Annotated in this window: 23 protein-coding genes and 2 pseudogenes; 24 read left to right on the top strand and 1 reads right to left on the bottom strand. The window is 54.6% G+C overall.

Going from position 1 to position 22,237, the window contains the following annotated elements; translation table 11 throughout:
- Positions 1-46 precede the first annotated feature (46 nt).
- Together ACWHRL_RS10700 and ACWHRL_RS10695 are read left to right on the top strand one after the other, a co-directional pair.
- Positions 47-721 (top strand): zinc metallopeptidase, encoded by a 675-nt coding sequence (locus ACWHRL_RS10700; protein WP_447893627.1) that lies wholly within the window; start codon positions 47-49, stop codon positions 719-721.
- Between the two features lie 134 nt (positions 722-855).
- On the top strand, positions 856-1,956 hold the full coding sequence (locus ACWHRL_RS10695) for a hypothetical protein (RefSeq protein WP_447893626.1): 1,101 nt from the start codon (positions 856-858) through the stop codon (positions 1,954-1,956).
- 96 nt (positions 1,957-2,052) lie between these two features.
- Here the strand turns inward: ACWHRL_RS10695 and ACWHRL_RS10690 are convergent.
- A pseudogene (locus ACWHRL_RS10690) lies at positions 2,053-2,412 on the bottom strand (DUF1698 domain-containing protein); the annotation flags it as partial.
- A gap of 220 nt (positions 2,413-2,632) precedes the next feature.
- On the opposite strand from ACWHRL_RS10690, the pseudogene ACWHRL_RS10685 reads away from it, so the two are divergent.
- The 22 genes and pseudogenes from ACWHRL_RS10685 to ACWHRL_RS10580 all read left to right on the top strand — a co-directional run bounded on the left by ACWHRL_RS10685 (position 2,633) and on the right by ACWHRL_RS10580 (position 22,236).
- Positions 2,633-4,752: pseudogene (locus ACWHRL_RS10685) on the top strand (type VI secretion system Vgr family protein).
- Positions 4,745-5,668 (top strand): DUF4123 domain-containing protein, encoded by a 924-nt coding sequence (locus ACWHRL_RS10680; RefSeq protein ID WP_447893625.1) that lies wholly within the window; start codon positions 4,745-4,747, stop codon positions 5,666-5,668. Before ACWHRL_RS10685 ends, ACWHRL_RS10680 begins: the two are co-directional and overlap by 8 nt.
- A complete protein-coding gene (locus ACWHRL_RS10675) occupies positions 5,665-6,408 on the top strand; it encodes a hypothetical protein (protein ID WP_447893624.1) in 744 nt (247 codons plus the stop codon). Before ACWHRL_RS10680 ends, ACWHRL_RS10675 begins: the two co-directional genes overlap by 4 nt.
- 75 nt (positions 6,409-6,483) lie before the next feature.
- Complete coding sequence (locus ACWHRL_RS10670; protein ID WP_447893623.1) at positions 6,484-7,449, top strand: type VI immunity family protein; 966 nt, start codon at positions 6,484-6,486, stop codon at positions 7,447-7,449.
- Entirely contained in the window at positions 7,442-7,846 is a 405-nt protein-coding gene (locus tag ACWHRL_RS10665; protein ID WP_447893622.1) for a hypothetical protein, read from the top strand. The genes ACWHRL_RS10670 and ACWHRL_RS10665 overlap by 8 nt, the downstream gene beginning before the upstream one ends.
- Before the next feature lie 93 nt (positions 7,847-7,939).
- Positions 7,940-10,012, top strand: coding sequence for a hypothetical protein (locus ACWHRL_RS10660; RefSeq protein ID WP_447893621.1), 2,073 nt, complete (start codon positions 7,940-7,942; stop codon positions 10,010-10,012).
- A 64-nt stretch (positions 10,013-10,076) separates the two neighbouring features.
- Positions 10,077-11,063, top strand: a complete 987-nt coding sequence (locus tag ACWHRL_RS10655; protein ID WP_447893620.1) for a hypothetical protein — start codon at positions 10,077-10,079, stop codon at positions 11,061-11,063.
- A complete protein-coding gene (locus ACWHRL_RS10650; RefSeq protein ID WP_447893619.1) occupies positions 11,060-11,323 on the top strand; it encodes a PAAR domain-containing protein in 264 nt (87 codons plus the stop codon). The genes ACWHRL_RS10655 and ACWHRL_RS10650 overlap by 4 nt, the downstream gene beginning before the upstream one ends.
- 128 nt (positions 11,324-11,451) lie before the next feature.
- Positions 11,452-12,384 (top strand): hypothetical protein, encoded by a 933-nt coding sequence (locus ACWHRL_RS10645; RefSeq protein WP_447893618.1) that lies wholly within the window; start codon positions 11,452-11,454, stop codon positions 12,382-12,384.
- 8 nt (positions 12,385-12,392) lie between these two features.
- Positions 12,393-12,578: a hypothetical protein gene (locus tag ACWHRL_RS10640; RefSeq protein WP_447893617.1), complete on the top strand. Its 186-nt coding sequence runs from the start codon at positions 12,393-12,395 to the stop codon at positions 12,576-12,578.
- A gap of 38 nt (positions 12,579-12,616) precedes the next feature.
- Positions 12,617-13,744 (top strand): hypothetical protein, encoded by a 1,128-nt coding sequence (locus ACWHRL_RS10635; protein ID WP_447893616.1) that lies wholly within the window; start codon positions 12,617-12,619, stop codon positions 13,742-13,744.
- Positions 13,745-13,821: 77 nt separating this feature from the next.
- Positions 13,822-14,676, top strand: coding sequence for a hypothetical protein (locus ACWHRL_RS10630; protein WP_447893615.1), 855 nt, complete (start codon positions 13,822-13,824; stop codon positions 14,674-14,676).
- Positions 14,673-14,936: a PAAR domain-containing protein gene (locus tag ACWHRL_RS10625; RefSeq protein WP_447893614.1), complete on the top strand. Its 264-nt coding sequence runs from the start codon at positions 14,673-14,675 to the stop codon at positions 14,934-14,936. Before ACWHRL_RS10630 ends, ACWHRL_RS10625 begins: the two co-directional genes overlap by 4 nt.
- A 43-nt stretch (positions 14,937-14,979) precedes the next feature.
- On the top strand, positions 14,980-15,888 hold the full coding sequence (locus ACWHRL_RS10620) for a hypothetical protein (RefSeq protein WP_447893613.1): 909 nt from the start codon (positions 14,980-14,982) through the stop codon (positions 15,886-15,888).
- The gene (locus tag ACWHRL_RS10615; protein WP_447893612.1) at positions 15,885-16,148 is read left to right on the top strand and encodes a PAAR domain-containing protein; all 264 of its coding nucleotides are present in this window, start codon (positions 15,885-15,887) and stop codon (positions 16,146-16,148) included. The genes ACWHRL_RS10620 and ACWHRL_RS10615 overlap by 4 nt, the downstream gene beginning before the upstream one ends.
- A 43-nt stretch (positions 16,149-16,191) precedes the next feature.
- Positions 16,192-16,416: a hypothetical protein gene (locus tag ACWHRL_RS10610; protein WP_447893611.1), complete on the top strand. Its 225-nt coding sequence runs from the start codon at positions 16,192-16,194 to the stop codon at positions 16,414-16,416.
- A protein-coding gene (locus ACWHRL_RS10605) for an IS3 family transposase (protein WP_447893610.1) occupies positions 16,385-17,532 on the top strand; the annotation gives its coding sequence in 2 pieces (ribosomal slippage) (positions 16,385-16,628 and positions 16,628-17,532; 1,149 coding nt in all). Before ACWHRL_RS10610 ends, ACWHRL_RS10605 begins: the two co-directional genes overlap by 32 nt.
- A gap of 237 nt (positions 17,533-17,769) precedes the next feature.
- Complete coding sequence (locus ACWHRL_RS10600) at positions 17,770-18,774, top strand: tetratricopeptide repeat protein (protein ID WP_447893609.1); 1,005 nt, start codon at positions 17,770-17,772, stop codon at positions 18,772-18,774.
- A complete protein-coding gene (locus ACWHRL_RS10595) occupies positions 18,771-19,781 on the top strand; it encodes a tetratricopeptide repeat protein (RefSeq protein ID WP_447893608.1) in 1,011 nt (336 codons plus the stop codon). The genes ACWHRL_RS10600 and ACWHRL_RS10595 overlap by 4 nt, the downstream gene beginning before the upstream one ends.
- Positions 19,782-19,900: 119 nt before the next feature.
- Positions 19,901-20,794 carry a tetratricopeptide repeat protein gene (locus ACWHRL_RS10590; RefSeq protein WP_447893607.1) on the top strand — a complete coding sequence of 298 codons (894 nt, stop codon included), beginning with the start codon at positions 19,901-19,903 and terminating at the stop codon, positions 20,792-20,794.
- A 92-nt stretch (positions 20,795-20,886) separates the two neighbouring features.
- On the top strand, positions 20,887-21,813 hold the full coding sequence (locus ACWHRL_RS10585; RefSeq protein ID WP_447896165.1) for a tetratricopeptide repeat protein: 927 nt from the start codon (positions 20,887-20,889) through the stop codon (positions 21,811-21,813).
- Between the two features lie 264 nt (positions 21,814-22,077).
- On the top strand, positions 22,078-22,236 hold the full coding sequence (locus ACWHRL_RS10580) for a hypothetical protein (RefSeq protein WP_447893606.1): 159 nt from the start codon (positions 22,078-22,080) through the stop codon (positions 22,234-22,236).
- Position 22,237 lies beyond the last annotated feature (1 nt).

The following is a 22,237-nucleotide window of genomic DNA, read 5'->3' as shown; positions in this document are numbered from 1 at the left end:
GGCGACGTGGTACAACATGGGGTTTTGATCCGCTGGGGAAGAGACCATGATCGTACTTCTCATCGTGCTGGCACTGGCCATTTTTCTACTCCCCAACCTCTGGGCGCAGTGGGTGCTCAAGCGCCATACCCGCGGGCGCGACGACTACCCCGGTACCGGCGCAGAGCTTGCCAGCCACCTTCTGCGCCGCTTCGATCTCAAGGATGTCACCGTCGAGCGAACCGAGCAGGGCGACCACTACGACCCGCTCGAGCGCGCGGTGCGCCTGACCCCGGAGCACTTCGACGGCCGCTCGCTCACCGCCGTTACCGTCGCCGCCCATGAAGTAGGCCACGCCCTGCAACACTTTGATGGCTATGCCCCGCTCATCGCCCGTAGTCGTATGGTCGGCGTTGCCCAAAAAGCCGAGAAGCTCGGCGCGCTGTTGATGATGGCCGCGCCGTTTCTATTTATTTTAACGCGCCTGCCCGGCGGCCTCGCCCTGGTCATCGGCGTTGCCGTCATTAGCTTCGGTACCGCCGCCGTGGTGCACCTGGTGACATTACCGGTCGAGTTCGACGCCAGCTTCAACCGGGCGCTTCCGCTTTTGAAAGAGTACGTACCCCCCTACGATATGAACGGCGCCCGCCACGTACTGACCGCCTGCGCGTTTACCTACGTGGCGGCCTCGCTTGCCAGTATCCTGAACCTGGGGCGCTGGTTGATGATCCTGCGCCGCTGATATCAGTTTTCATGTTTATTAGAAATATTAATATTGGCTGATTTTTTGTAATTCTTATCTTGGTTTAACTTGAAGTAACGTTTATCGTTAATTTTCTTTATTAACTGGCCGATGTTGAATAAGCGTAAGAAGATATGACTAAAAAATTGCAAAAGTTTTTGCCCAGCGATACTGAATCCTGTTATACGCCAACGGCTTTTCGGTTAGACTCTATACCCTATCAAAAAGCAATGTTTGCCACCGGTGAAATTAAAGAAAGAAAATTTGTCCAGCGTCTCGCATGGTCTAATTATGTTGGGGTAAATCCTACTGCTTACCAATACTCTGAAACTTCACCTCGATTTTTTAGCGAGCCTAAGCAGCATGGGGGATGTGAAATGGATGAATCAAAATGGCATATAAAGTTGAATGAGAATTTCAACGATTTTGATGTTATTAAAAGTTACTTTGAAAGCATATATGATGACTGCTTTTGCTTTTGGGATAGCACTACTTCACATGGTAAGTTTTTCTACATGGTTTTTGCTATATGTGTTTATATTGCATACAAGGTAGACTCCTTCTCGGTAATAGCCGTTTTGCTTTCTCCAATAGGTTGGATGATTTCTATTTTCCTGGTTTGCTACGTCGTTATTAAATGGTTTGATAATGATAACAAGTATCACCGATTATCGTTAAGTGGTCTGAGCGACTGTTACTTGTCTCGCAAGACAGGTATGGTGGTCGTACCTTGGGGAGAGTTTTATTTTTATGAGTTTGATGCTTATATTGTTCGAAAGAAAAATATTATGGGAGATGAGAGGTTTGTTCTGAATTTAATCCATCGTTACCCCATTGAGAGTTATTCTCCAAGCGTCTATCAGTCTTCAAGTTTTTTAATGGATATAGAGGGCGGTATTAAAGAGTATCAAGCTCTTTGGGATATGATGTGTCGATATATGGACATCTCTCAGCCCCTCCCGGATATTCCACAGTTAGAACCGTTTAGGCCTCATGATTTAACGACACGACTTTACGACGAAGGAGCTAGTCGATTGTTACCTGACTCATATTGGGTGCATTTCTATAATCATGTTACGTGGCAGGAACTAGAGAAAGCTCGAATTACTCATCAGTCTTTGATAAATAATCTGGAGTGGAAAGGGCAGACTAATTTAATGAAGGAAAAAGTGCCTAGCTATATCTCGATTGAAAAAATTATTAGTTTGGAAGTTAGGGGTGAGTGTGATTTTTAAAAGCTACCCAAAAATAAATTAATAATATGATTGGTGGGTGCTCAATCTTTCTTTTATATAAGTTGAGCGCTGAACGTTTAATAGGCGATATGAGTTCTATTCGACTTGGTTTGCAATGACCACCGTCCGCCGTGTGCCAGGATAACCCTCGAGAGTGCACGTGCGACCCTCTGGGTCTTGAAAAACTGCAAGCGATCGATATGTTATCCACTTGGTCGAGCGCTGCTCTTCAAGAGTCATCACCGGTTCATCCACCACGCGCACGTTAGTGAAGCCGCAGCGCTCTAGCCAGTGACAGAGCGCTTTGGAGGAGGGCAGGAAGTAGACGTTGGGCATCGCGGCGTAGCGCTCGCCGGGTACGAACACCGTTTGCTCGTCGCCTTCGACCACCAGGGTTTCCAGTACCAGCTCGCCGCCCGGAACGAGCGCGGCCTTGAGCGATTCAAGGGTTCGAAGGGCGATAGCCAGTGCTTTGCGCTAAAGGGACAGAGAGGACGCGACCAACCGCGCTTCGCGCTGGAGAGGGCCTTTTGGGCAAGTTTACTTCGATTATGTAAGATATCTCTCACATTTTTGTAAGTGATCCGCTCCTTGTGACGGATACGTTTGCGCTTGTCGCCCAGGTCGTTATTCTCGTCATTCTCCAGTGACGGGTTAAGAGGCAAGGAGCAGCGCAATGGCAAAAGGAAAAGGGCTTCAATTCACTCTCACGCTTGCGGGCGTGGATGACATCGCGGTCATCGACTTCACCCACCGCGAGGCGCTCTCCGAGCCCTTCGAGCTGACGCTGAACATCGCCAGCCGCGAAGGCGACCTGGAGGCTTCCGAGCTTCTTGACCGCGAAGCCACGCTGACCGTCTGGCAGGACGGCGAGCCGCTGCGCCGGGTCCACGGCATCATCAGCGAGTTCGGCCGGGGGGATCGTGGCCACCGGCGCACCTTCTACTCGCTGACCCTGCGCCCGGCGCTCTGGCGCACCTCGCTGCGCCAGAACTCGCGCATCTTCCAGAAGGTCGACCCGCTCACCATCATCAACACCCTGCTGGACGAGCGCGGCATCACCGACGTGGCCTTCGCCGTCAGCCGCGAACCCCTCGAGCGGGAATACTGCGTGCAGTACCGCGAAACGGATCTCACCTTCATCGAGCGCCTCGCCGCCGAGGAAGGGCTGTTCTCTATTTTCACCTGTTTGATGAAAAAGGCGAGAACAGCGAAGGCGGCGCCCACCGGCTGGTATTCTCCGACGACCCCCAGGTGCTGACGAATCTGGGCGAGCGCACCTACCACAGCCGCGCCGGCGGCACGCCGCCTACCCGCCACGTGCGCAAGCTGAGCCACACCGCCCGGGTCGCCGCCGCCAGCGCCCAGCTCAAGGACTACAGCTTCAAGAACCCGGCCTACGCCCAGCTTCACGATCACATGGGCGAGGACGTCGCCGAGCATGGCCAGCAGACCGACTACGAGCATTACGATTACCCCGGCCGCTACAAGGAAGATGCCTCCGGCAAGCCCTTCACCCGCATCCGCCTGGAGCACCTGCGCCGCAACGCCACCACGGCCAGCGCCCAAAGCGATCTGCCCGAGTTCGCCCCCGGCGCACGCTTTACGTTGACCGACCACGACACCGAAAGCCTCAACCGGGACTGGCAGGTGGTCGCGGTGCACCACACCGGCGAGCAGCCCCAGGCGCTGGAAGAGGACAGCATCAGCACCAGCGACACCGGCGGCATGACCCGCTACGTCAACCAGGTCACGCTGATGCCCGGCGACGCCGCCTGGCGCGCCACGCCCAACCCCAAGCCCCGGGTCGACGGCCCCCAGGTGGCCTTCGTGGTCGGCCCGGAAGGCGAAGAGATTCACTGCGACGAGCACGGCCGGGTGAAGGTCCAGTCCCCCTGGGACCGCTACGCCGAGCCTGATGACACCGCCAGCTGCTGGGTGCGCGTCTCCCAGGGCTGGGCCGGCGGCGGTTACGGCAGCATTGCACTGCCACGCATCGGCCACGAGGTGATCGTCTCGTTTCTGGAAGGCGACCCGGACCAGCCGCTGGTGACCGGAAGGACCTACCACGCGGTCAACCAGCCCCCCTACGATTTACCGGCGAACAAGACCCGCACGGTGCTGCGCACGCAAAGCCACAAGGCCGAAGGCTTCAACGAACTGCGCTTCGAAGACGAGGCGGGCGAGGAACAGATCTGGGTCCACGCCCAAAAAGACCTGGAGCTTTTAACGCTCAACGACCGGACCGAGGAGATTCGCAACGACAGTCACCTCAAGGTGCACAACGACCGCATCAGCGAGATCGATAACGACGATCACCACACGGTGCGCGGCAACCGCTACGGGAAGGTAGACGGTGACGACCACCTTACTGTGGATGGCACCCGCCACGAAAAGGTCGGCCAGGCTCAACTCCTCGAGGCAGGCCAGGAAGTACATCACAAGGCGGGCATGAAGGTGGTGATCGAAGCTGGTACCGAGATCACCCTCAAAGCCGGCGGCAGCTTTATCAAGATCGACCCCAGCGGTGTGACCATCGTGGGCCCGCAGGTCAAGATCAATTCAGGGGGCAGTCCCGGTAATGGAACCGGGCAGGCGGCTCTAAGCGCTCGGCTTCCCGGCGAGGCCGAAAGTGAAGAGCATTCCAGAATCTCTCCGGTTCAGCACCAGCCCACGGTCTTCGCAGAAACGCAGGGCCAAGTAATCGCTTTGAAAAGGGCCGCGAGCAGTGGCAAGGCACTATGCGATATTTGTGCCGATACGTTGAAGCATTCTCAAGGAGCGATCGATGGATAGCGCCTTGCCAACCTGCACGCATCTCATTCTGGATACTGCTCAGCCCGAGCTACGCGAGCAGTGGTATCGGCGCTCGGCCTACAGCAGCGAGGCGGAACTACTCTACGTCGATACCCCTTTTGGTCACTTGACCGAGGTGTCGCCTATTGTCGCGCCGACCTCGGCAGCGGATCCTTTCCTGCAGTGGGTCAGCACTCGGCGCCCCCATCTGCGTTGGGGAATACTTCTGGAAAGCAAGGAAAGCAGCCATGCGTTGGTAAGGCATTTTCGGCACTGGTTAACGATCTATAACGACCACGGCGATGAGGTGCTATGGCGTTTTTATGATCCTGAGGTACTGCCCTTTTTTCTTGATGCTTTTAGTGATCAGGAGCGCCAAGAGTGGTTCGGACCCTGTACCGCTGTTCATTGCCGGACACCAAAAGAAACGCTACGCCGAGAGCCGGAAAAGGCGCACGATGTATCGCTTCCATCATTACCTGATGCCCCTTGGTGGCGTATTACGCAACAACATATCACCCTGCTTCGCCCACTGATGCGCAAGGAATTGATCTCCGATGCGCGTCAGCGCTTATTACTCGCTGCATGGTCGTGGTTAATGCATCTGGACTCACCTGCGATTGATGCCCGCCTTGAAGAAGCCATTGACCGCTTGACTGCTCTCAATCAAGGCGAGTTACCCAGTATCGAAATGGCCGAGCACTTTTGCCTTTTGGTGTTTACCAGTTGTTCCCATTTGGAGAAGCGGGAGGATTTTCAACGAGCAGTGGATACTCACGGCATCGCTAAAGCGCTAATCCAATGGCAGGCCTGTGCTTATGGGCAACTGCCTGATCGTACCCATCATGATGTTCAGTGGCTGCCCGACGGCCCGCAAATGTTAACGTTATCAGCAAGGGAAGGAACCACACCATGAGCGGTACAAGTGCCCAAGCATGCCCAATAGGTGATGATATCGAGAGTCGTCTTGCAGTCGTTTGTAGTTTTGTATGCACCTGCGAGGAAGTGCCTAATCGCGGCCAAAACGGCATTAACCTCAAACAGAGCTGCGTGGATAGAGGGCTGCAGCAATATAACGAAAGCTGTGATACGGGAATACGGGTTCAGGTGCCCTACTATATGAGGGATACGCCCCCTTCACCGCTGCTGGTCAAAGATGAGGGCGGCCAGGAAACCACGGATCCGATTCCCAGTTTTGGCCACGCGATTAACCGTATCATAAAAATCAAACGCGATAGAGCGCAGGGCATATTGCTGACGGAATCGGCCAAAAACCGAGCAGAGGGCTATACCCGGGGCGATATGCGCATACCCGATGCGGTCGTACTGCGAGATCCCAATGACAAGCCTACTCAGGATAATCTGCTGGGAGTCGTGGAGGTAAAGTTTCCGCCTGATGATTGGGGAGCGGGGCAAGAAGAGGCTTATGAGCAAATTGCAGGCGCAGATCATAAATTAAGGCTACTTACTCCTGGGCGTTGTGGCTGTGACGGCCCGCGACAGACTGAATATGCTCCCGAGATTCAACCTGCCACGGTAACTTACGAAGATCGATTGGATGAAAGAGGGATAAATTGGGGGCTTATCGCCACAAGGGTGGGCGGATTCGCTTTCAGAGCTGCCGTGGGAGTAGTCACTGCCATTGGCGGTACATAACTGAGAGTATGATTGATAGTGTTAAAAACGTGCTCATAAATTGCAATAATATTTTAGCTGTTAAGGAGAGTGGTAGTGGATGCATCGCAAGATTTTGACAACCTGCTGACCGTCGAAACCGATAACGGCGTACTGTTTAAAATATGTTTGGGGGTGGCGTTTTTTTTTACTGGCTCTCAGCAGGAAGAAAAGCGCCAGGCTGTGTTGGATATCCTCGCTGACTACCGCGACTTGGTTGGTGATCGACTGACGTGGACCACGAATCCTACGACTGGTCGTTGGAAGAAGCTTAAGGGATTCGATAGTTATATAACCCCATTTGACTGGTTGCCTAGCTATGGCCCCGGAGAGTGGGAATTTGTTTATCACGGCGGTCAGCGGCGTAGTGATGCAGATGCTTGCGGTATCGTTGTGCTTGGAAAAGGGCAAGATGAACGAATAAGCAGGCTATACTGTTATTTTCCTATCGATTTCTTTATGGAGCGTGATCAAAAACTGCCTGAGCTAGTACAGCGGTGGTGTGAGAAGCTCAAGCCTGAACACGGATACTCTGGGTTTTGGTTAGGGCAGTCGTATGGTTATGAACGAGAAGATGAGGCCAAAATACTGGAATATAAATTTGGGCAGCGCTTTCCAGGCCTTCAAATCAATAAGTTCACCACCCACTCACTCAATCTACATCGAGGTCCAAAAGGGGTTGATTGGTTAACGATTCTGTCAAATGACTGGCTTGCTCGACTCGGCGGTGTTGAGCATCTCAAAGCGCAAATGGATGATTTGTCAGTGCTCGAATACAGTGGAGGTGCCATTTTGCGCGCAGGTTCCATGCCGCAGTTGGGTGATAACGAAAACCCAGAAGTTAATGACGCGTTAGTGGATTATCGCCGCGTAGCCGGGATCATTGAGCCTATCCGTATCAAGGATCATCCAGGCATTCACTCCCCGCTTCTGCCTCGCAATAGAAATGAGCCCTATTTTAATGAAGCTGAATACCAAGCCTGGCTGGCACGCTTCAGCCTTCAAGGGGGGAGCAATGAGTGAGCCAACGAACGGTGAAGTTTTCGATCTGACGTGGATGCCAATGCAGCTATTTCCCGACATCGAGCTGGAGCGGGTGGACGTTAACGAGCAGGCAATCCGCATCGTGTGCAGCGATGGCGACTGGTCGATACAGTCGGATATTACTCCCTTCTGGGGACCGGGCACCATGGTGTTTGAGGTTGAAGGCGATACGTTCGTACATATCCAGGAAGGAGAGCGCTGGCCTCTGGTCGACCCTGCGGTGGCGCAGGAAAAACTGATTCCTTATCTCCACACGCTGGAAGTAATCGAGCGCGGCGACCCTTGGCGATTACGTTTTCGGGCGGGCGACCGCAACGCCATTGTTGAGCTGCAGTCGAAAGTGATCAATATTACCTGGTATCCAGAAGGGGCCTGAGTACGTGTGAAAGGCTACGTCATACCGATATCTGCTTTAATGATACTGCCATGAACTAACGGTTCTCGGTAAGCACGAGCAACGCCATGCGGTTTGAAAACCTATGGCGTGCTACCCGGTTCAACAGCCCAAAATGCGCGCCAGCGCCACGGCGAGGTGGTGCGTGAGTTCGAGTGGCAGGATCACATGCTGACCGCCCACCGCGTGCCCGGCGGTATGGAAGCCCACTACACCTGGGACCGCCACGCGCCGGACGGCCGCGTAATAGGTCAGCAGGAAGCTGGCGGCCTGGCGCGGCGCTTTGAGTATCACGTCGATCACACCCAAGTCACCGACCACCTGGGCCGCGAAGAGCGTTACCACTTCGTGGGCAGCGGCCCCGGCAAGCGCTGGACGGCGCACACCCGCCCCGACGGCTCGCGTATCGAATTTCGCTATGACCGCGCCGGGCAAAAAATTGCCACGGCCGACCCGCTGGGCCGGGAAACAAGGATCGAGCGTAACGAAAGTGGCCAGGTCATCGGCCAGGTAACACCGGACGGCCAGCGCTGGAGCATCGAGCGCGATGCGTTGGGCGACACGGTGAGCATCGAAGGGCCGGAGAGCCAGCACTGGCAGATCACTCGTAACGAACGTGGTCAGCCGGTGGAAGTGACGGGGCCGACAGGCACCACGGCGTTTGCTTACGACGACGAGCGCCTGCCCGACCGCGCTACCACGGTCGCCGACCCGGTGGGCGCCACCCACCAGCGCGAGTGGAACGCCCAGGGCCAGCTAACCGCCGATGTAGAGGTGACATGGGAAGGTGAGCAGACTTGTCAAAGCGGACGCCCACAAACGCCTTGCGTAAGCGCCAATGGCATAGAAAGCGGTTCCCGGTTGCTTACCTCACAAAGTGAAGAAGTAACGGTTATCTACGATCAGCCTGTCCGGCTGGCAGAACGCCTCAGCGATTTTATTCCCTTTGATGTCACGCTGGGTTTTATGGCCTTTGAAGCGCTGATAGGCGGACGCTTCTTGTCCGATCAGGGCGGACAGGCGACTTTTCAGGCCATACAGTGCTTTCCAGGCAACGATACTCGCGCCACCTTAAACGTTATCCCTTATCCCTACACCGAGCTGGGCGGAGATGTCAGCATCGCGGTTGAAACGGTCATCATGACCAGTAATGTCTCCGCAAAAGTCGAGGTCACAGGAACCCTCAACGGACAATACGGGCGGCACAAGATTGAATGGAGCCGTAGTGCCGAAGCTGCCGGAGGCGGTGAAAAGGAAATTCCTCGCCAAAACGATGCACCGGGTTTAATCGGACTGATGGTCGAGACCGTCCAGACGATCAATCACTACGTTTCCATGGGCGGGGGCGCCAGTGGCCCGGTGGAACTTGATAGTGGCCATATAGGTTCCGGCATTACTATCAGCAAGTCACTCTCCTTTAAGCCACAAGGATTTGTGTTACAGCCGGTGAGTGGCAGCCCCGATCTCGAGCTGCAAATAGGTAATCTGGAGTCGGCGTTGAGTCTTGGCGTCACAGGCAGAATCGACCTGATTGAAGTCATCGCAACCATCATGCTATCACCTGCGGGTGCCAAAAAAATTCAGGATGCTCGTGCCCGTCTGGAGGCGGGCGATCGAGTGAGCGCTACGATAGAAGGCTACCTTGAGTTAAGTGCTACCGGCACCTTGCAGCATACCCTGACCTCAGGTGCGGCGATTCGTATACCGGCTTCCAGTGACAGCCAGTCAACGGATGATAATGGAGTAAGCGGTGATTTTACCGGGACACTGCAAATTCTCGGGCGTGCCGAAATAAAGCTCCACGTCGAAGGCAGTGTCTTCATGGTTCGAGCGCAGGCGGGAGTACGCGGTTCTATCCACACATCATGGACATGGGAAGCGCGGAAGAACTCTGATGGTAAGCGCGAGAAGCGGTATATCTTTGAAGGCGTGAAGCTCAGTGGTGAGGCTTATGCTGAGATTGGATGGAGTAAAGATCAAGATAAAACAAATGGGGGGTTAGGTGGTCGAGCCGATGGAGAGACCACATTAATAGAGGGCGAAGAAAGCTCTGGGTCAATGGGAAGTGTTGAAGTAGATGAATCAGGAGATAGTAGCGATGGCAAGATTATTTGGTCTAGAGAGGAAGGTTCGTGGGTGCCTTTTTAGAAAAGTATTGATCTTATTTGGGGTTTTTTGTTTTTCGATATTTTTTATGTTAAAGGAGTTAGCTATGGCGCAACCTATTGAACGCGAATACTGGGTTAATATCCACACCGAAGGCGCGGCGTGGGTCTTGCGTATTAATGATTTGAATGTGCAGTCTCATAGCACGACAGAACAATACTCTATTTCATACCCTATTAGTACCAGTCTTAAAGAGGGGCAGAATATGGTGTCGTTTATTTTTGTCCCTCTTGTTGAAGATGAGGCAGGGCACTTAGTAACAGATGGTGAAACAGGCGGATATATACAGGCGCCTAAAGAAAGCTTCTGGGTTGATATCTCGATTGAAGCCATTAATACGCGTACCCAAGAGAAAGAGCGAATCAATACTCTTCAACTGCGCTACGACATGGAGAGTGGAGAGCTTGTAGAGGCTCAACAAAACCCTGCCAATATGAGAGGCGACATTGTGCATCAAACTGAACGCCTCCGCACGAGTGGGGAGTTCGTGATGAGTTCACCTGAACAGCTAGTCGTGAGTAGTGGCCAGAGCTTGGAAGCTGAGCGAGTGGATATGAGCTTTCGCGTTTTAGATCCCATTCCTGATTTTCACTGGGTAGATGATGCAATAGCTTTAGAAGATACTCCCTTACTGCGTCATGAGCTGCGACACGCTTATCAACACCTGCATCGTTTATTTAGCGAAAAAAATAGCGATGCGATTCTGCGTGAAGGGGAAGCAATGTGGGATCGGGCAGGATTGTTGATGGCCGGCGGAAAAAATGCGAGAGAATATACAGCTTCGCTACCAATTGCTTCCCAGCTTGCGGGTTTACGTACGGAGCCTAGTAGCCCGCAATTATTGCCTTTACAGCTTGAAGAGGATCCTGGCAACGACACATTAGAGTTTATGGGCGATAGCCGTCTCGTACGTATCCAACCTACCCCTATCCGCTGGTCACAGCCAGAGAATTCAGATCGGGTCCACACTTTTCCAGTTGTATTTTATCGTACAGAGTCGGGTGAATGGCGGCTCGCAACGGTATCTACATGAAACCCGTAGCCCGCCAAGGCGACTTGCACAGTTGCCCCATCCCCGGCCACGGCACCACCGAAATCGTCTCCGGTTCGCCCTCTCAAATAGAGGGCCAGCCCGTGGCGCGGGTGGGCGATAAAACCGGCTGCGGCGCGACTATCGTCGAAGGCTCCCGCCACTCCTATCATGACGGCCGCCCCACGGCGTATTTGGGCTGCAAGACGGATCACGGCGGTGAGATCATCACCGCCTCGAGCAGTGCCAACGTCGAGCCGTAATGCTACTGCGATGTTTTAACGTTAAAAGGCGCTTAAGCCGTTCTTAAGCATGACCCATAACGTCCTGGCACGGCTTGAATGATGTTCAGCCGTGCCCTCATTGAATCAACTAGTATGGATGGTGAACCATGAAACAATGGATTGTTGCGCCTTTGCTGCTGACAGCCGCGATGGGAAAAGTGCTGGCCGATCCTTCGGAAATGCCACATTCAGGCGTCTATGCCGTGGACGCGATAGAAGCGGTAGAAGCGAACCCCATGTTTGATTCCCTATTGCCCGAGATTGAAGCGAGCATGGAGCGCGCCTGGATTCGGTTCGATCGCGAGAGCCATCGGGCTGAGATCTATATGGAAGCACAGGCCGAGCCGCTGCATTATAACTTCGATTTCGAGCATCAGCAGGCGACCAGCCCGGATAACCCTGCCGCCAGGATCCGGTTCGAGACACCCGAGCAGTTTGTGTTGATCCATGGTGAGCCGTTTGAAGTGGCGTTTACCTTTAAGCAGATAGATGAGGAAGGGCCTGAGTTTGCTGCTTTGCAGTCTGGCCGGGATGAATGGCTGGAGAACAAACAGGCGGCTGTGGAACAGCAGGGATCAGGTCTAGCCGAACTTTTCGATGTGGAGCCTCTGTCACCTGATGCGTCTGACTGGGTAGATTGGGAAGTACCCTACATATTCGATGCGCCATTTGATTGGAATGACCAAGACGTTACGCTTTCCAAGCCGGATTTACTCGCGCCTGAAGGGTTGCTGTTCTCTACCGATTTCGGTGTGCCAACGCTGTTGATCGGGCATTTGGTAGCTGATGCTGACGCCTTTCGAGAAAGCATTATTTCGCCTGACGATGTTCAGGAGACAATCGAACTGGAAGCGCCGGAGCGGTCGCTGACTATTTTCATGAATCAAGATGGCAACCTCGGGCTTGTGGGGGTTGTACCCAGTGATCAAGAGGCCACGAGCTTCTGGGTAATGGAGCCCAGTGACTTTTTGGTGACAGAAGATATCAATCGATTCATTGCCATGTTTTATACCATTCGTACGCGAGATTCCCTGCAATAAGTGCATCGTTGGCCCTTGCCAATAGAGGGCTAGCCCGTCGCGCGGGTAGGAGTAAAACCGGCTGCGGCGCGACCATTGTCGAAGGCTCCAGCCACTCCAACCACGACGGCAGACCCACCACGTATCTTGGCTGCAAGGCGGATCACTGCGGTGAAATCATCACCGCCTCGAGCAACGCCAAGGTCGAGCCTTGAATCCATGGCCATACATCGCGAGTAGGCCAGCTGCTTGGGTGCGCGTCTCCCAGGATTGGGCCGGCGACGGCTGCGGCAGCATCGCTATCCGCATCCAGAGCCACAAGGCGGAAGGCTTCAACGAACTGCGCTTCAAGGAGAGGCAGGTCACCCAGCGACAAGGCTGGGGATTTCATGCTGGCCTGACCGCCGTGTGTGGCGCCGATAACCGAACCATTACGCTAGGCACAAGCCCCAGCGACACCACCACTTATGACACTGGCCCGTCACTGCGGCGAGCGGACAACCAGCGGCAACAGCAAAGCACAATAGAGCGGTTCATGGATACGCTGAGCAGTGCCTCACAGCGCATTGCTCAAAACCTCAGCGCCACGGAGAGCGACCGCAGCAAACTGTTCAGCTTCTATACCCGTGGCCCCGAGCTAATGCTGGGAGCCACGAATGAACAGGTCGAGGAGAGCGGCGGCCCCGGGACCAACTGGCGTATTACGCCCGGGCTTTCTTTGGCGTATGAATGTGGCATTCAGCTCGATATCTACGCAGCGCTGAAAATAGCGGCCAGAAGCACCGGTGGGGGCACGGCACTCGTCAAATTTCTGGACAATCTCGAAGAGGGCTTCGACTGGTATTTTGCGGAAGGGCGGGTTGAAGCCGCGCTGTTTATGGAAGTGGGGTTAGGCGTTTGGCCTGAGCCTACGGAGGAAACCCTGGGCAATCACATGCTGCGCTACGCGTACGAGTTCCAGAATGGTGAATTGAATGGGAGAGGAGTGGAAGGCAACGTAAGCATTACGCTGAAAGCGCTTATTGCGGGTGGACTGCTGGGTTACTTCGACAGTCTGTTTACCGAACGCACTGTATTTAAGTACGGCGTCGAAGTATCGACCAGCGGCAGCATCACCCTGAAAAGCGATGGGCAGGGGCGCTGGGGGTATCAGCTCTCCCATTCGGGGGCCATGTTGCGAGTGCAGGGGTACAAGAAGGCGGATGTCAGTGATCGTAATAGTCAGTCAAGTGATGGTGGTCGACCCAATGCAGATCGCCAAATTCAGCGAAGCTCTTCTCAAGTGGTCGAGACAGATGACGGTACTCAGTGGCGAGAAGATGGCCAGGTTCTAGGCTATCCCTTGGCCGAAGGCTGGACCGGTGAATTTAATCCTTTTTAACAGTGGGGCGTAAGAGCTTTATGAAAATACTTGTTACATCAATTTTATCGGTAGCGCTTACTATGGGAGGGCAAGCAATGGCACAGGAAATCGAGTATCAGTTTGGCGTACGTTGGAGCGTGAATGGCTTGGCCTCCTCAGTCGACATACAGGACATTATGCTCGATTTTAAAGGTGTGCCGAGCGAGCAAAATACCATGCTGCCCATAACCGAGTACGTTAAAAATGGAAGCAACGCGCTACAGTTTTATGCTTGGCCAGTGCCGTCTGCTGAACCATTTGAAGAGCAGCACGAGCTTCGCCTCGCCGTCGAGTACTGGGAGCCTGGTGACAATCCCAACATTGATGCAAAAACAGCGTTTGAAGTGGTAATGATGCCCGGTGTAGAAGACGCCACACCTGAAATTGTATCGACAAATTCGTCTGCTCCGGTGCAGCCACGAGAAAGTGATATTAACTGGGATCAAGACAATTTCAGGTTAACGGTGCCCTTTAACAATCGCCAACCTATGCCCACTTGGTGCTGGGAGGAGGGCGATGTGCTGCAAGACAACACCGCTACTCGCGATAGCCTGACCCGCGAATACCGCCGCCTACATGCTCTGTTTGCAGCGGGCGATAACGACGCCTTGCAGAACACTGCCGCGACAAGAACCGAAGAGCTGGCCATTGCTTCTAATACGCCGGAAGAGTACGTGCGCCATCGGTTTAGTTATGACATGTACTTTGATAATCCGGATATTTACCAGTTGGACGACCTGCCCGAAGATCCCATGACACTAAACCTGGGGGCAGATAACCGCGTGGCGTGGTTAACGACAGAAGGGGTAAGTGAGCCCATTCGTTTCAACAATCTTGAACAGGAGGGGCGTGCTAGCTACGTCAGTCTTTATTTCATCCGTCGCGATGGCCAATGGGAAATCTGCCGATGAAAACCGTAGCTCGCCAAGGCGACCTCCACAGCTGCCCCATCCACGGTCACGGCACCACCAAGATCGTCTCCGGTTCGCCCTCTAAAGTAGAGGGCCAGCCCGTGGCGCGGGTGGGCGATAAAACCGGCTGCGGCGCGACCATCGTTGAAGGCTCCCGCCACTCCCATCACGATGGCCGCCCCACGGCGTATTTGGGCTGCAAGACGGATCACGGCGGTGAGATCATTACCGCCTCGAGTAGCGCCAAAGTAGCGCCCTAGCTCATTAGTACCAGCGTTGAAGATAATCAGGAGAGCCAGCCGTATGATCAGACCACTCATCCACTGTTGGCTCTTGCTGACGATGCTGATAAGCCTGCCCGCCATGGCACAGGAACCCGAGTATCAGTTTGGAGTGCGCTGGCAGGTTAATGGCTTGGCTACAGGCACCCATATACAGAATATTTTGCTTGATTTTAAAGGCGTGCCTAGCAACCAGAATACCATGCTACCCGTGACCCAATATGTGCGTGATGGGCAAAACGAACTTCAATTTTACGCTTGGCCTGTGCCCTTTGCTGAGGAAGACGAAATTCGGCTTTCCATGGAATACTGGGAGAGTGATGAAAACCCCAATACGGAGGCAAAGACGGCATTTGAAATCATGATTAAGCTAGGAGAAGAAAATGCGGAGCCTGAAATAATCTCAAGAAATGCCAACGCTCCCCTGCAACCCGTAGAAAATGATATTCGTTGGGTTGATCATGTAGGCCACTTTAGACTGCATGTGCCTTTCATGAATCGCCAACCGATGCCCATCTGGTGCTGGGAAGAAGGCGATGTACTGCAAGACAACGCCGCTACTCGCGATAGCCTGACTCGCGAATACCGCCGCCTACATGCCCTGTTTGCAGCGGGCGATAACGACGCCTTGCAGAACGCTGCCGCGACAAGAACCGAAGAGCTGGCCATTGCCTCGGATACGCCGGAAGAGTACGTGCGCCACCGATTCAGCTACGACATGTACTTCGATAATCCGGATGTGTACCAGTTGGACGCACTTCCCGAAGAACCCATGACACTAAACCTGGGGGCAGATAACCGCGTGGCGTGGTTAACGACAGAAGGGGTAAGTGAGCCCATTCGTTTCAACAATCTTGAACAAGAGGGGCGCGCTAGCTACGTCAGTCTTTATTTCATCCGTCGCAACGGCCAATGGGAAATCTGCCGATGAAACCCGTAGCCCGCCAGGGCGACCTGCACAGCTGCCCCATACATGGCCACGGCACCACCCAAATCATCACCGGTTCGCCCTCTAAAATAGAGGGCCAGCCCGTGGCGCGGGTGGGTGATAAAACCGGCTGCGGTGCGACCATCGTCGAGGGCTCCAGCCACTCCCATCACGATGGCCGCCCCACGGCGTATTTGGGCTGCAAGACGGACCACGGCGGTGAGATCATTACCGCCTCGAGTAGCGCCAAAGTAGCGCCCTAACTCATTAATCCCAGCGTTGAAGATAACCAGGAGAGCCAGCCGTATGATCAGACCACTCATCCACAGCTGGCTCTTGCTAGCAACGTTGATAAGCCTGCCTGCCATGGCACAGAAAATTGATTATCAATTTGGCGTACGCTGGAGTGTGAATGGCCTGGCATCCTCGGTTGTGATCCGCCCCACTGATTTTGGACACCGCGTTAAGCGAGTACAATCCGCTTATGAGGTGATCCACGATGAGCAAACAAACGCGCAACCGCTATTCTGATGAGTTCAAGGCCGAAGCGCTGAAACTCGCAGAAAGGACCAGCGTTGCCAGCGCCGCCCGAGAACTGGGTATCCATGAATCGCAAATCTACGATTGGCGTTCGGCAGCGAAAAAGAAGGCCAACGTCTCCGAGCGCGAGTCTGAACTGGCTGCCGAGAACGCCCGGCTGAAGCGCCAAATGGCCGAGCGTGAAGAGGAGCTGGCCATATTAAAAAAGGCGGCGACCTACTTCGCCAAAAACCAAAAGTGAAGCGTTACAGGTTCATGCTGGAGCACCGTCACAGGTTTTCCGTGGTTCGGATGGCGTCTGTTCTCGGTGTCTCGCGAAGTGGGTATTACACATGGCAGAAGACCCGGCTTCAGCCCAACCAGCTGGAGCAAACCAGGGAAAGGCTGGATCGTCGCGTGAAAGAGGCATTCGGCCAGAGCAGGCAGCGCGATGGGGCTCGACGCATCCAGGCCACACTGTCGACTGATGGCCACCCCTATGATGTCAAAACGATAGGTGCCAGTATGCGGCGCCAGTCGTTGGTACCAAAGGCCGCCCGCAAGTTCGTCGTCACCACAGACAGCGACCACAGCTTGCCTGTGGCACCCAACTTGTTGGAGCAGGACTTTGAGGCGACCGCCCCGAACCAGAAGTGGGCCGGTGACATCACGTACCTGATGAGCTCTGAAGGCTGGCTGTATCTCGCCGTCATCATTGACCTGTATTCGCGCTCTGTCGTCGGCTGGTCCATGAATACCAGGATGACCGCAGACCTGGTCTGCGATGCGTTGGAAATGGCGCTGTGGCGACGCAATTTCCCCACCGGGGTAATCTGCCACAGTGACCAGGGAAGCCAGTACTGTTCCCGCGCCTACCGGGATCGACTGCGAACGCATCAGTTGCGTCAAAGCATGAGCCGTAAAGGCAACTGCTGGGACAATGCCTGCGTGGAAAGCTTCTTCCATTCCATGAAAGTGGAAGCCCTCCACTACGAGCCGATGATGAACCGGGAGCGGCTTCGTCAGCACGTGTTCGAATACATTGAAGTTGATTACAACCGCCGGCGACGGCACAGTGCTTTGGGGTACGTCAGTCCCATGGACTACGAGCTTAAAAACAGTGCTTAACCGAGTGTCCATTTTTAGCGGGGCAGATCAAATGACCGAGAATGGGCAGCCTCCGCATAACTATCCTGATGTAGCCTATCTTAACCATTTAAACGCATTGGATGAGTTTATGGACTTGGTTTCAGATATTGGAAATCCTGAAGTGGCTGAATCGAAGGCTAGATATCGCCGATATGTCGGTGGCTTAGGCACCGAAGTATGTGCTACTCAGTAAAGTAACTGACCAAGGATAATCTCATGCGATCGACCCTTTTAGCTGCACTGGCTAGCCTGCTTTTAATCCCTATAACGCTACAGTCTGCTTGGGCCTTGGATGACGAAGCGCAAGCCGCCAAAGAGGAAGGAATGCGGTTATGGGGTATTCACCAGTGGGAAAGGATGCAGCCGCCACTTGAAATTGCCGCCGAAAGTGGCGATGCGGAAGCGATGTATTATTTGGGCGAAGCGAATCGACTGCTTAGCCGAGGTCTTTCACAGGCCGCACTGGACTGGTATTACCAGGCCGCCCAGCACGGCGAGCCCTACGCCATGTTGCGCCTCTTCGATGGTGGTGCCTGCAAACTGGGCGACGTTTGCCCGGAAAACGGCGATGATTGGCCGCAGGAGGCACTCGAACTCACGCTGCCCAAAGCGGAAACCGGCGACCCGGATGCCATGGCGGCGCTTTATTACATTTATTACTACGTGGAAGAGCCGAACGAAGAAGAAGCGATTACGTGGTTGAGCCGCTCGGCCGAGGCGGGCGTTGCCTGGGCCATGAACTCGCTGGGCAAGCTCGCACGCGACAATAAGGATGCTTACAGTAGCGATACAGAGCGTTTGGAGGCTGCGGAGGTATGGTTTCGCCGGGCAGCCGAAGCAGGGTATGCGCCGGGGATGAACAATTTGGCTGTTGTCTTGAGCCATCTGGAACATTATGAGGAATCTAGAGAGTGGCGAGAAGCATCCTCTGACGCAGGACATATCAATGGGCGTCGATGGATAGCCGCCTGCAATATAGTGCCCACACTCAGAGACTTTAAGGACTTATGTCGGGCGGCATTAGAGCCAGATCCTGCAAAAGGGTGGGCAATATTGTTGGCAATTCAGGAAGAGGTGTCCGGAAGCTATTCAGATCAAGACCTGGATATCTATAGAGAGCACGTCACCCCAGAACAACGCGCCGAAGGCGAGCGTATGAAGGAAGAATGGCTGGGCCTGGAACCGCCACTCTCCTATTTCCCCGAGAAGTTTGGTCCATGATGATGTTACTCCCTCGCGCCGGTCTTCTGGCGACACTGGCCTGCTTGCTCTTGATACCGTTAACGCTACTACCAGCCTGGGCGTTGGACGAGCAAGCGCAAGCCGCCAAAGAGGAAGGAATGCGGTTATGGGGTATTCACCAGTGGGAAAGGATGCAGCCGCCACTTGAAATTGCCGCCGAAAGTGGCGATGCGGAAGCGATGTATTATTTGGGCGAAGCGAATCGACTGCTTAGCCGAGGTCTTTCACAGGCCGCACTGGACTGGTATTACCAGGCCGCCCAGCACGGCGAGCCCTACGCCATGGTGCGCCTCTTCGATAGTGGTGCCTGCAAACTGGGCGACGTTTGCCCGGAAAACGGCGATGATTGGCCGCAGGAGGCACTCGAACTCACGCTGCCCAAGGCCGAAGACGGGGACGCTGAGGCCATGGCGGCGCTTTATTACATTTATTACTACGTGGAAGAGCCCGACGAAGAAGAGGCGCTCGAGTGGCTGGACCGCGCAGCCGAGGCGGGCAATGCCTGGGCCATGAACACGCTGGGCAAGCGCGCGCGCGACAATAAGGATGCTTACAGTAGTGATACAGAGCGTTTGGAGGCCGCGGAGGTATGGTTTCGCCGGGCGGTCGAAGCGGGGTATGCGCCTGGGATGAATGATTTAGCTGTCATTTTGAGCCATTTGGGGCGATATGAAGAAGCTTGGGAGTGGATGCTTCAAGCCTCAGAGGCGGGCCATATTAATGGTAGGCAATGGGTAGCATCTTGCTATATCGAGCCTGAAGCACAAGGGCGGGAAATGTGTCAGGTAGACAAACAGCCTGCGAAAGGGTGGGCGATTATGCTGGCCAGAAATGAGGAAGTACCGGGTACTTCCTCAGAGCGAGCACTACGGGTGTATCATGATAGCCTTACCCCCGAACAACGCGCCGAAGGCGAGCGTATGAAGGAAGAATGGCTGGGCCTGGAACCGCCGCTTTCCTATTTCCCCGAGAAGTTTGGCCCCTGATGATGTTACTCCCTCGCGCCGGTCTTCTGGCAACCCTAGCCAGCTTGCTCTTAACGCCGTTAACGCTACTACCAGCCTGGGCGTTGGACGAGCAAGCGCAAGCCGCCAAAGAGGAAGGAATGCGGTTATGGGGTATTCACCAGTGGGAAAGGATGCAGCCGCCACTTGAAATTGCCGCCGAAAGTGGCGATGCGGAAGCGATGTATTATTTGGGCGAAGCGAATCGACTGCTTAGCCGAGGTCTTTCACAGGCCGCACTGGACTGGTATTACCAGGCCGCCCAGCACGGCGAGCCCTACGCCATGGTGCGCCTCTTCGATAGTGGTGCCTGCAAACTGGGCGACGTTTGCCCGGAAAACGGCGATGATTGGCCGCAGGAGGCACTCGAACTCACGCTGCCCAAGGCCGAAGACGGGGACGCTGAGGCCATGGCGGCGCTTTATTACATTTATTACTACGTGGAAGAGCCCGACGAAGAAGAGGCGCTCGAGTGGCTGGACCGCGCAGCCGAGGCGGGCAATGCCTGGGCTATGAACACGCTGGGCAAGCGCGCACGTAATGATGAGGATGCTTACAGTAGCGATACAGAGCGTTTGGAGGCAGCGGAGGTATGGTTTCGCCGGGCCGCCGAAAATGGGTATGCGCCTGGGATGAATAATCTCGCCTCAGTGCTAAATCATTTGGAACAGCCAGAAGACGCTTGGGAGTGGATGGCCAATGCGTCTAAAGCCGGCTATATGAATGGCCGTGGTTGGCTGGCTGCTTGCAATATAGTACCGAACGAAAGCGGGCGTGAGCTATGCCGAGGAGCCCCCGAGCCAGACCCAGCTGAAGGGTGGGCTATTTTCCTTGCTATTGATGAAGAGGTGCCGAGTACTTCCTCTGAGCGGTCACTAAGAGTCTATCGTGACAGACTTACCTCTGAGCAGCGCGCTGAAGGTGAGCGTATGAAAGAGGACTGGCTAGGCCTAGAGCCGCCGCTTTCCTATTTCCCCGAGAAGTTTGGCCCCTGATGATGATGTTCCCTCGCGCCGGTCTTCTGGCGACACTGGCCTGCTTGCTCTTGATACCGTTAACGCTACCACCTGCGTGGGCTTTGGACGAGGTGGCACAAGCCGCCAAAGAAGAAGGAATGCGCCTTTACAGTATTAGTAGGCCTCAAAGTGCTATTCCTCATTTAGAACAAGCAGCACAAGAAGGCGATGCAGAGGCGAGGTACTACCTGGGTGAGGCCAACCGCCGACTGGTTATGGGCAATATGAACCAGGCCGCACTGGATTGGTACTATCGGGCCGCCCAACACGGTGAACCCTACGCTATGTTGCGCCTGTTTGACGGCGGCGCCTGCGAGCTGGGCGATGTTTGCCCGGAAAATGGCGATGATTGGCCGCAGGAGGCACTCGAGCTCACGTTGCCTAAGGCAGAAGCCGGGGACTCGGATGCCATGGCGGCGCTTTATTACACTTATTACTACGTGGAAGAGCCCGACGAAGAAGAGGCGCTTGTGTGGCTACACCGGGCAGCCGAGGCGGGCAATGCTTGGGCCATGAACACGCTGGGTAAGAAGGCGCGTGATGCAGGAGGTTCTTTCGAGCTCAATATGGAGCAATTAGAAGCAGCGGAAGTATGGTTTCGCCGGGCAGCCGAGGCAGGGTATGCGCCGGGCATGAACAATTTGGCTGTCGTCTTGAGTCATCTAGAGCATTACAAAGAATCCAGAGAGTGGCGAGAAGCATCCTCTAAAGCAGGTCATATTAATGGGCGTCGATGGATAGCCGCCTGTAATATAGTACCCACGCTCAGCGACTTCGAAGATTTATGTCGAGCAGCATTGGATCCAGATCCTGCAAAAGGGTGGGCAATATTGTTGGCCATTCAGGAAGAGGTGACTGGGAGCTATTCAGAGCAAGATCTTGATATCTATAGAGAGCACATCACCGCTGAACAACGCGCCGAAGGCGAACACATGAAAAATGAATGGCTAGGCCTGGAGCCGCCGCTCTCTTATTTCCCCGAGAAGTTTGGGCCCTGATGATGTTACTGCCTCGCGCCGGTCTTCTGGGAACACTAGCCTACTTCCTCTTGATGCCGTTAACGCTATCACCTGCCTGGGCGTTGGATGAAGAAGCGCAAGCCGCCAAAGAAGAGGGTATGAGGCTTTACAACGCACACCAACGCTCAAAGAGCCCGCCCTATTTGGAAATAGCCGCAGAAGCGGGTGATGCGGAGGCGATGTATTATCTAGGAGAAGTTGATCGCTTGCGTCATATGGGTTTAACCCAGGCCGCCCAACACGGTGACCCCCTACGCTATGTTGCGCCTCTTCGATGGCGGCGCCTGCGAGCTGGGCGATGTTTGCCCGGAAAATGGAGACGACTGGCCGCAAGAGGCGCTCGAGCTCACGCTACCCAAAGCAGAAGCCGGGGACGCTAAAGCCAAGGCGGCACTTTATTAAA

The sequence above is a fragment of the Vreelandella sp. GE22 genome (assembly GCF_968212445.1).
The sequence above is the reverse complement of the archived record's forward strand: the minus strand, read 5'-3'. Positions and strand labels throughout refer to the sequence as shown.

What these genes read in the sequence shown, in the direction of transcription:
- ACWHRL_RS10625 (WP_447893614.1), top strand. Translation starts at nt 14,673, where the DNA reads ATGAAAACCGTAGCTCGCCAAGGCGACCTCCACAGCTGCCCCATCCAC.
- ACWHRL_RS10630 (WP_447893615.1), top strand. Translation starts at nt 13,822, where the DNA reads ATGGCACAGGAAATCGAGTATCAGTTTGGCGTACGTTGGAGCGTGAAT.
- ACWHRL_RS10675 (WP_447893624.1), top strand. Translation starts at nt 5,665, where the DNA reads ATGAGCGGTACAAGTGCCCAAGCATGCCCAATAGGTGATGATATCGAG.
- ACWHRL_RS10695 (WP_447893626.1), top strand. Translation starts at nt 856, where the DNA reads ATGACTAAAAAATTGCAAAAGTTTTTGCCCAGCGATACTGAATCCTGT.
- ACWHRL_RS10600 (WP_447893609.1), top strand. Translation starts at nt 17,770, where the DNA reads ATGCGATCGACCCTTTTAGCTGCACTGGCTAGCCTGCTTTTAATCCCT.
- ACWHRL_RS10650 (WP_447893619.1), top strand. Translation starts at nt 11,060, where the DNA reads ATGAAACCCGTAGCCCGCCAAGGCGACTTGCACAGTTGCCCCATCCCC.
- ACWHRL_RS10655 (WP_447893620.1), top strand. Translation starts at nt 10,077, where the DNA reads ATGGCGCAACCTATTGAACGCGAATACTGGGTTAATATCCACACCGAA.
- ACWHRL_RS10590 (WP_447893607.1), top strand. Translation starts at nt 19,901, where the DNA reads ATGCGGTTATGGGGTATTCACCAGTGGGAAAGGATGCAGCCGCCACTT.
- ACWHRL_RS10680 (WP_447893625.1), top strand. Translation starts at nt 4,745, where the DNA reads ATGGATAGCGCCTTGCCAACCTGCACGCATCTCATTCTGGATACTGCT.
- ACWHRL_RS10610 (WP_447893611.1), top strand. Translation starts at nt 16,192, where the DNA reads ATGATCAGACCACTCATCCACAGCTGGCTCTTGCTAGCAACGTTGATA.
- ACWHRL_RS10620 (WP_447893613.1), top strand. Translation starts at nt 14,980, where the DNA reads ATGATCAGACCACTCATCCACTGTTGGCTCTTGCTGACGATGCTGATA.
- ACWHRL_RS10700 (WP_447893627.1), top strand. Translation starts at nt 47, where the DNA reads ATGATCGTACTTCTCATCGTGCTGGCACTGGCCATTTTTCTACTCCCC.
- ACWHRL_RS10615 (WP_447893612.1), top strand. Translation starts at nt 15,885, where the DNA reads ATGAAACCCGTAGCCCGCCAGGGCGACCTGCACAGCTGCCCCATACAT.
- ACWHRL_RS10665 (WP_447893622.1), top strand. Translation starts at nt 7,442, where the DNA reads ATGAGTGAGCCAACGAACGGTGAAGTTTTCGATCTGACGTGGATGCCA.
- ACWHRL_RS10595 (WP_447893608.1), top strand. Translation starts at nt 18,771, where the DNA reads ATGATGATGTTACTCCCTCGCGCCGGTCTTCTGGCGACACTGGCCTGC.
- ACWHRL_RS10645 (WP_447893618.1), top strand. Translation starts at nt 11,452, where the DNA reads ATGAAACAATGGATTGTTGCGCCTTTGCTGCTGACAGCCGCGATGGGA.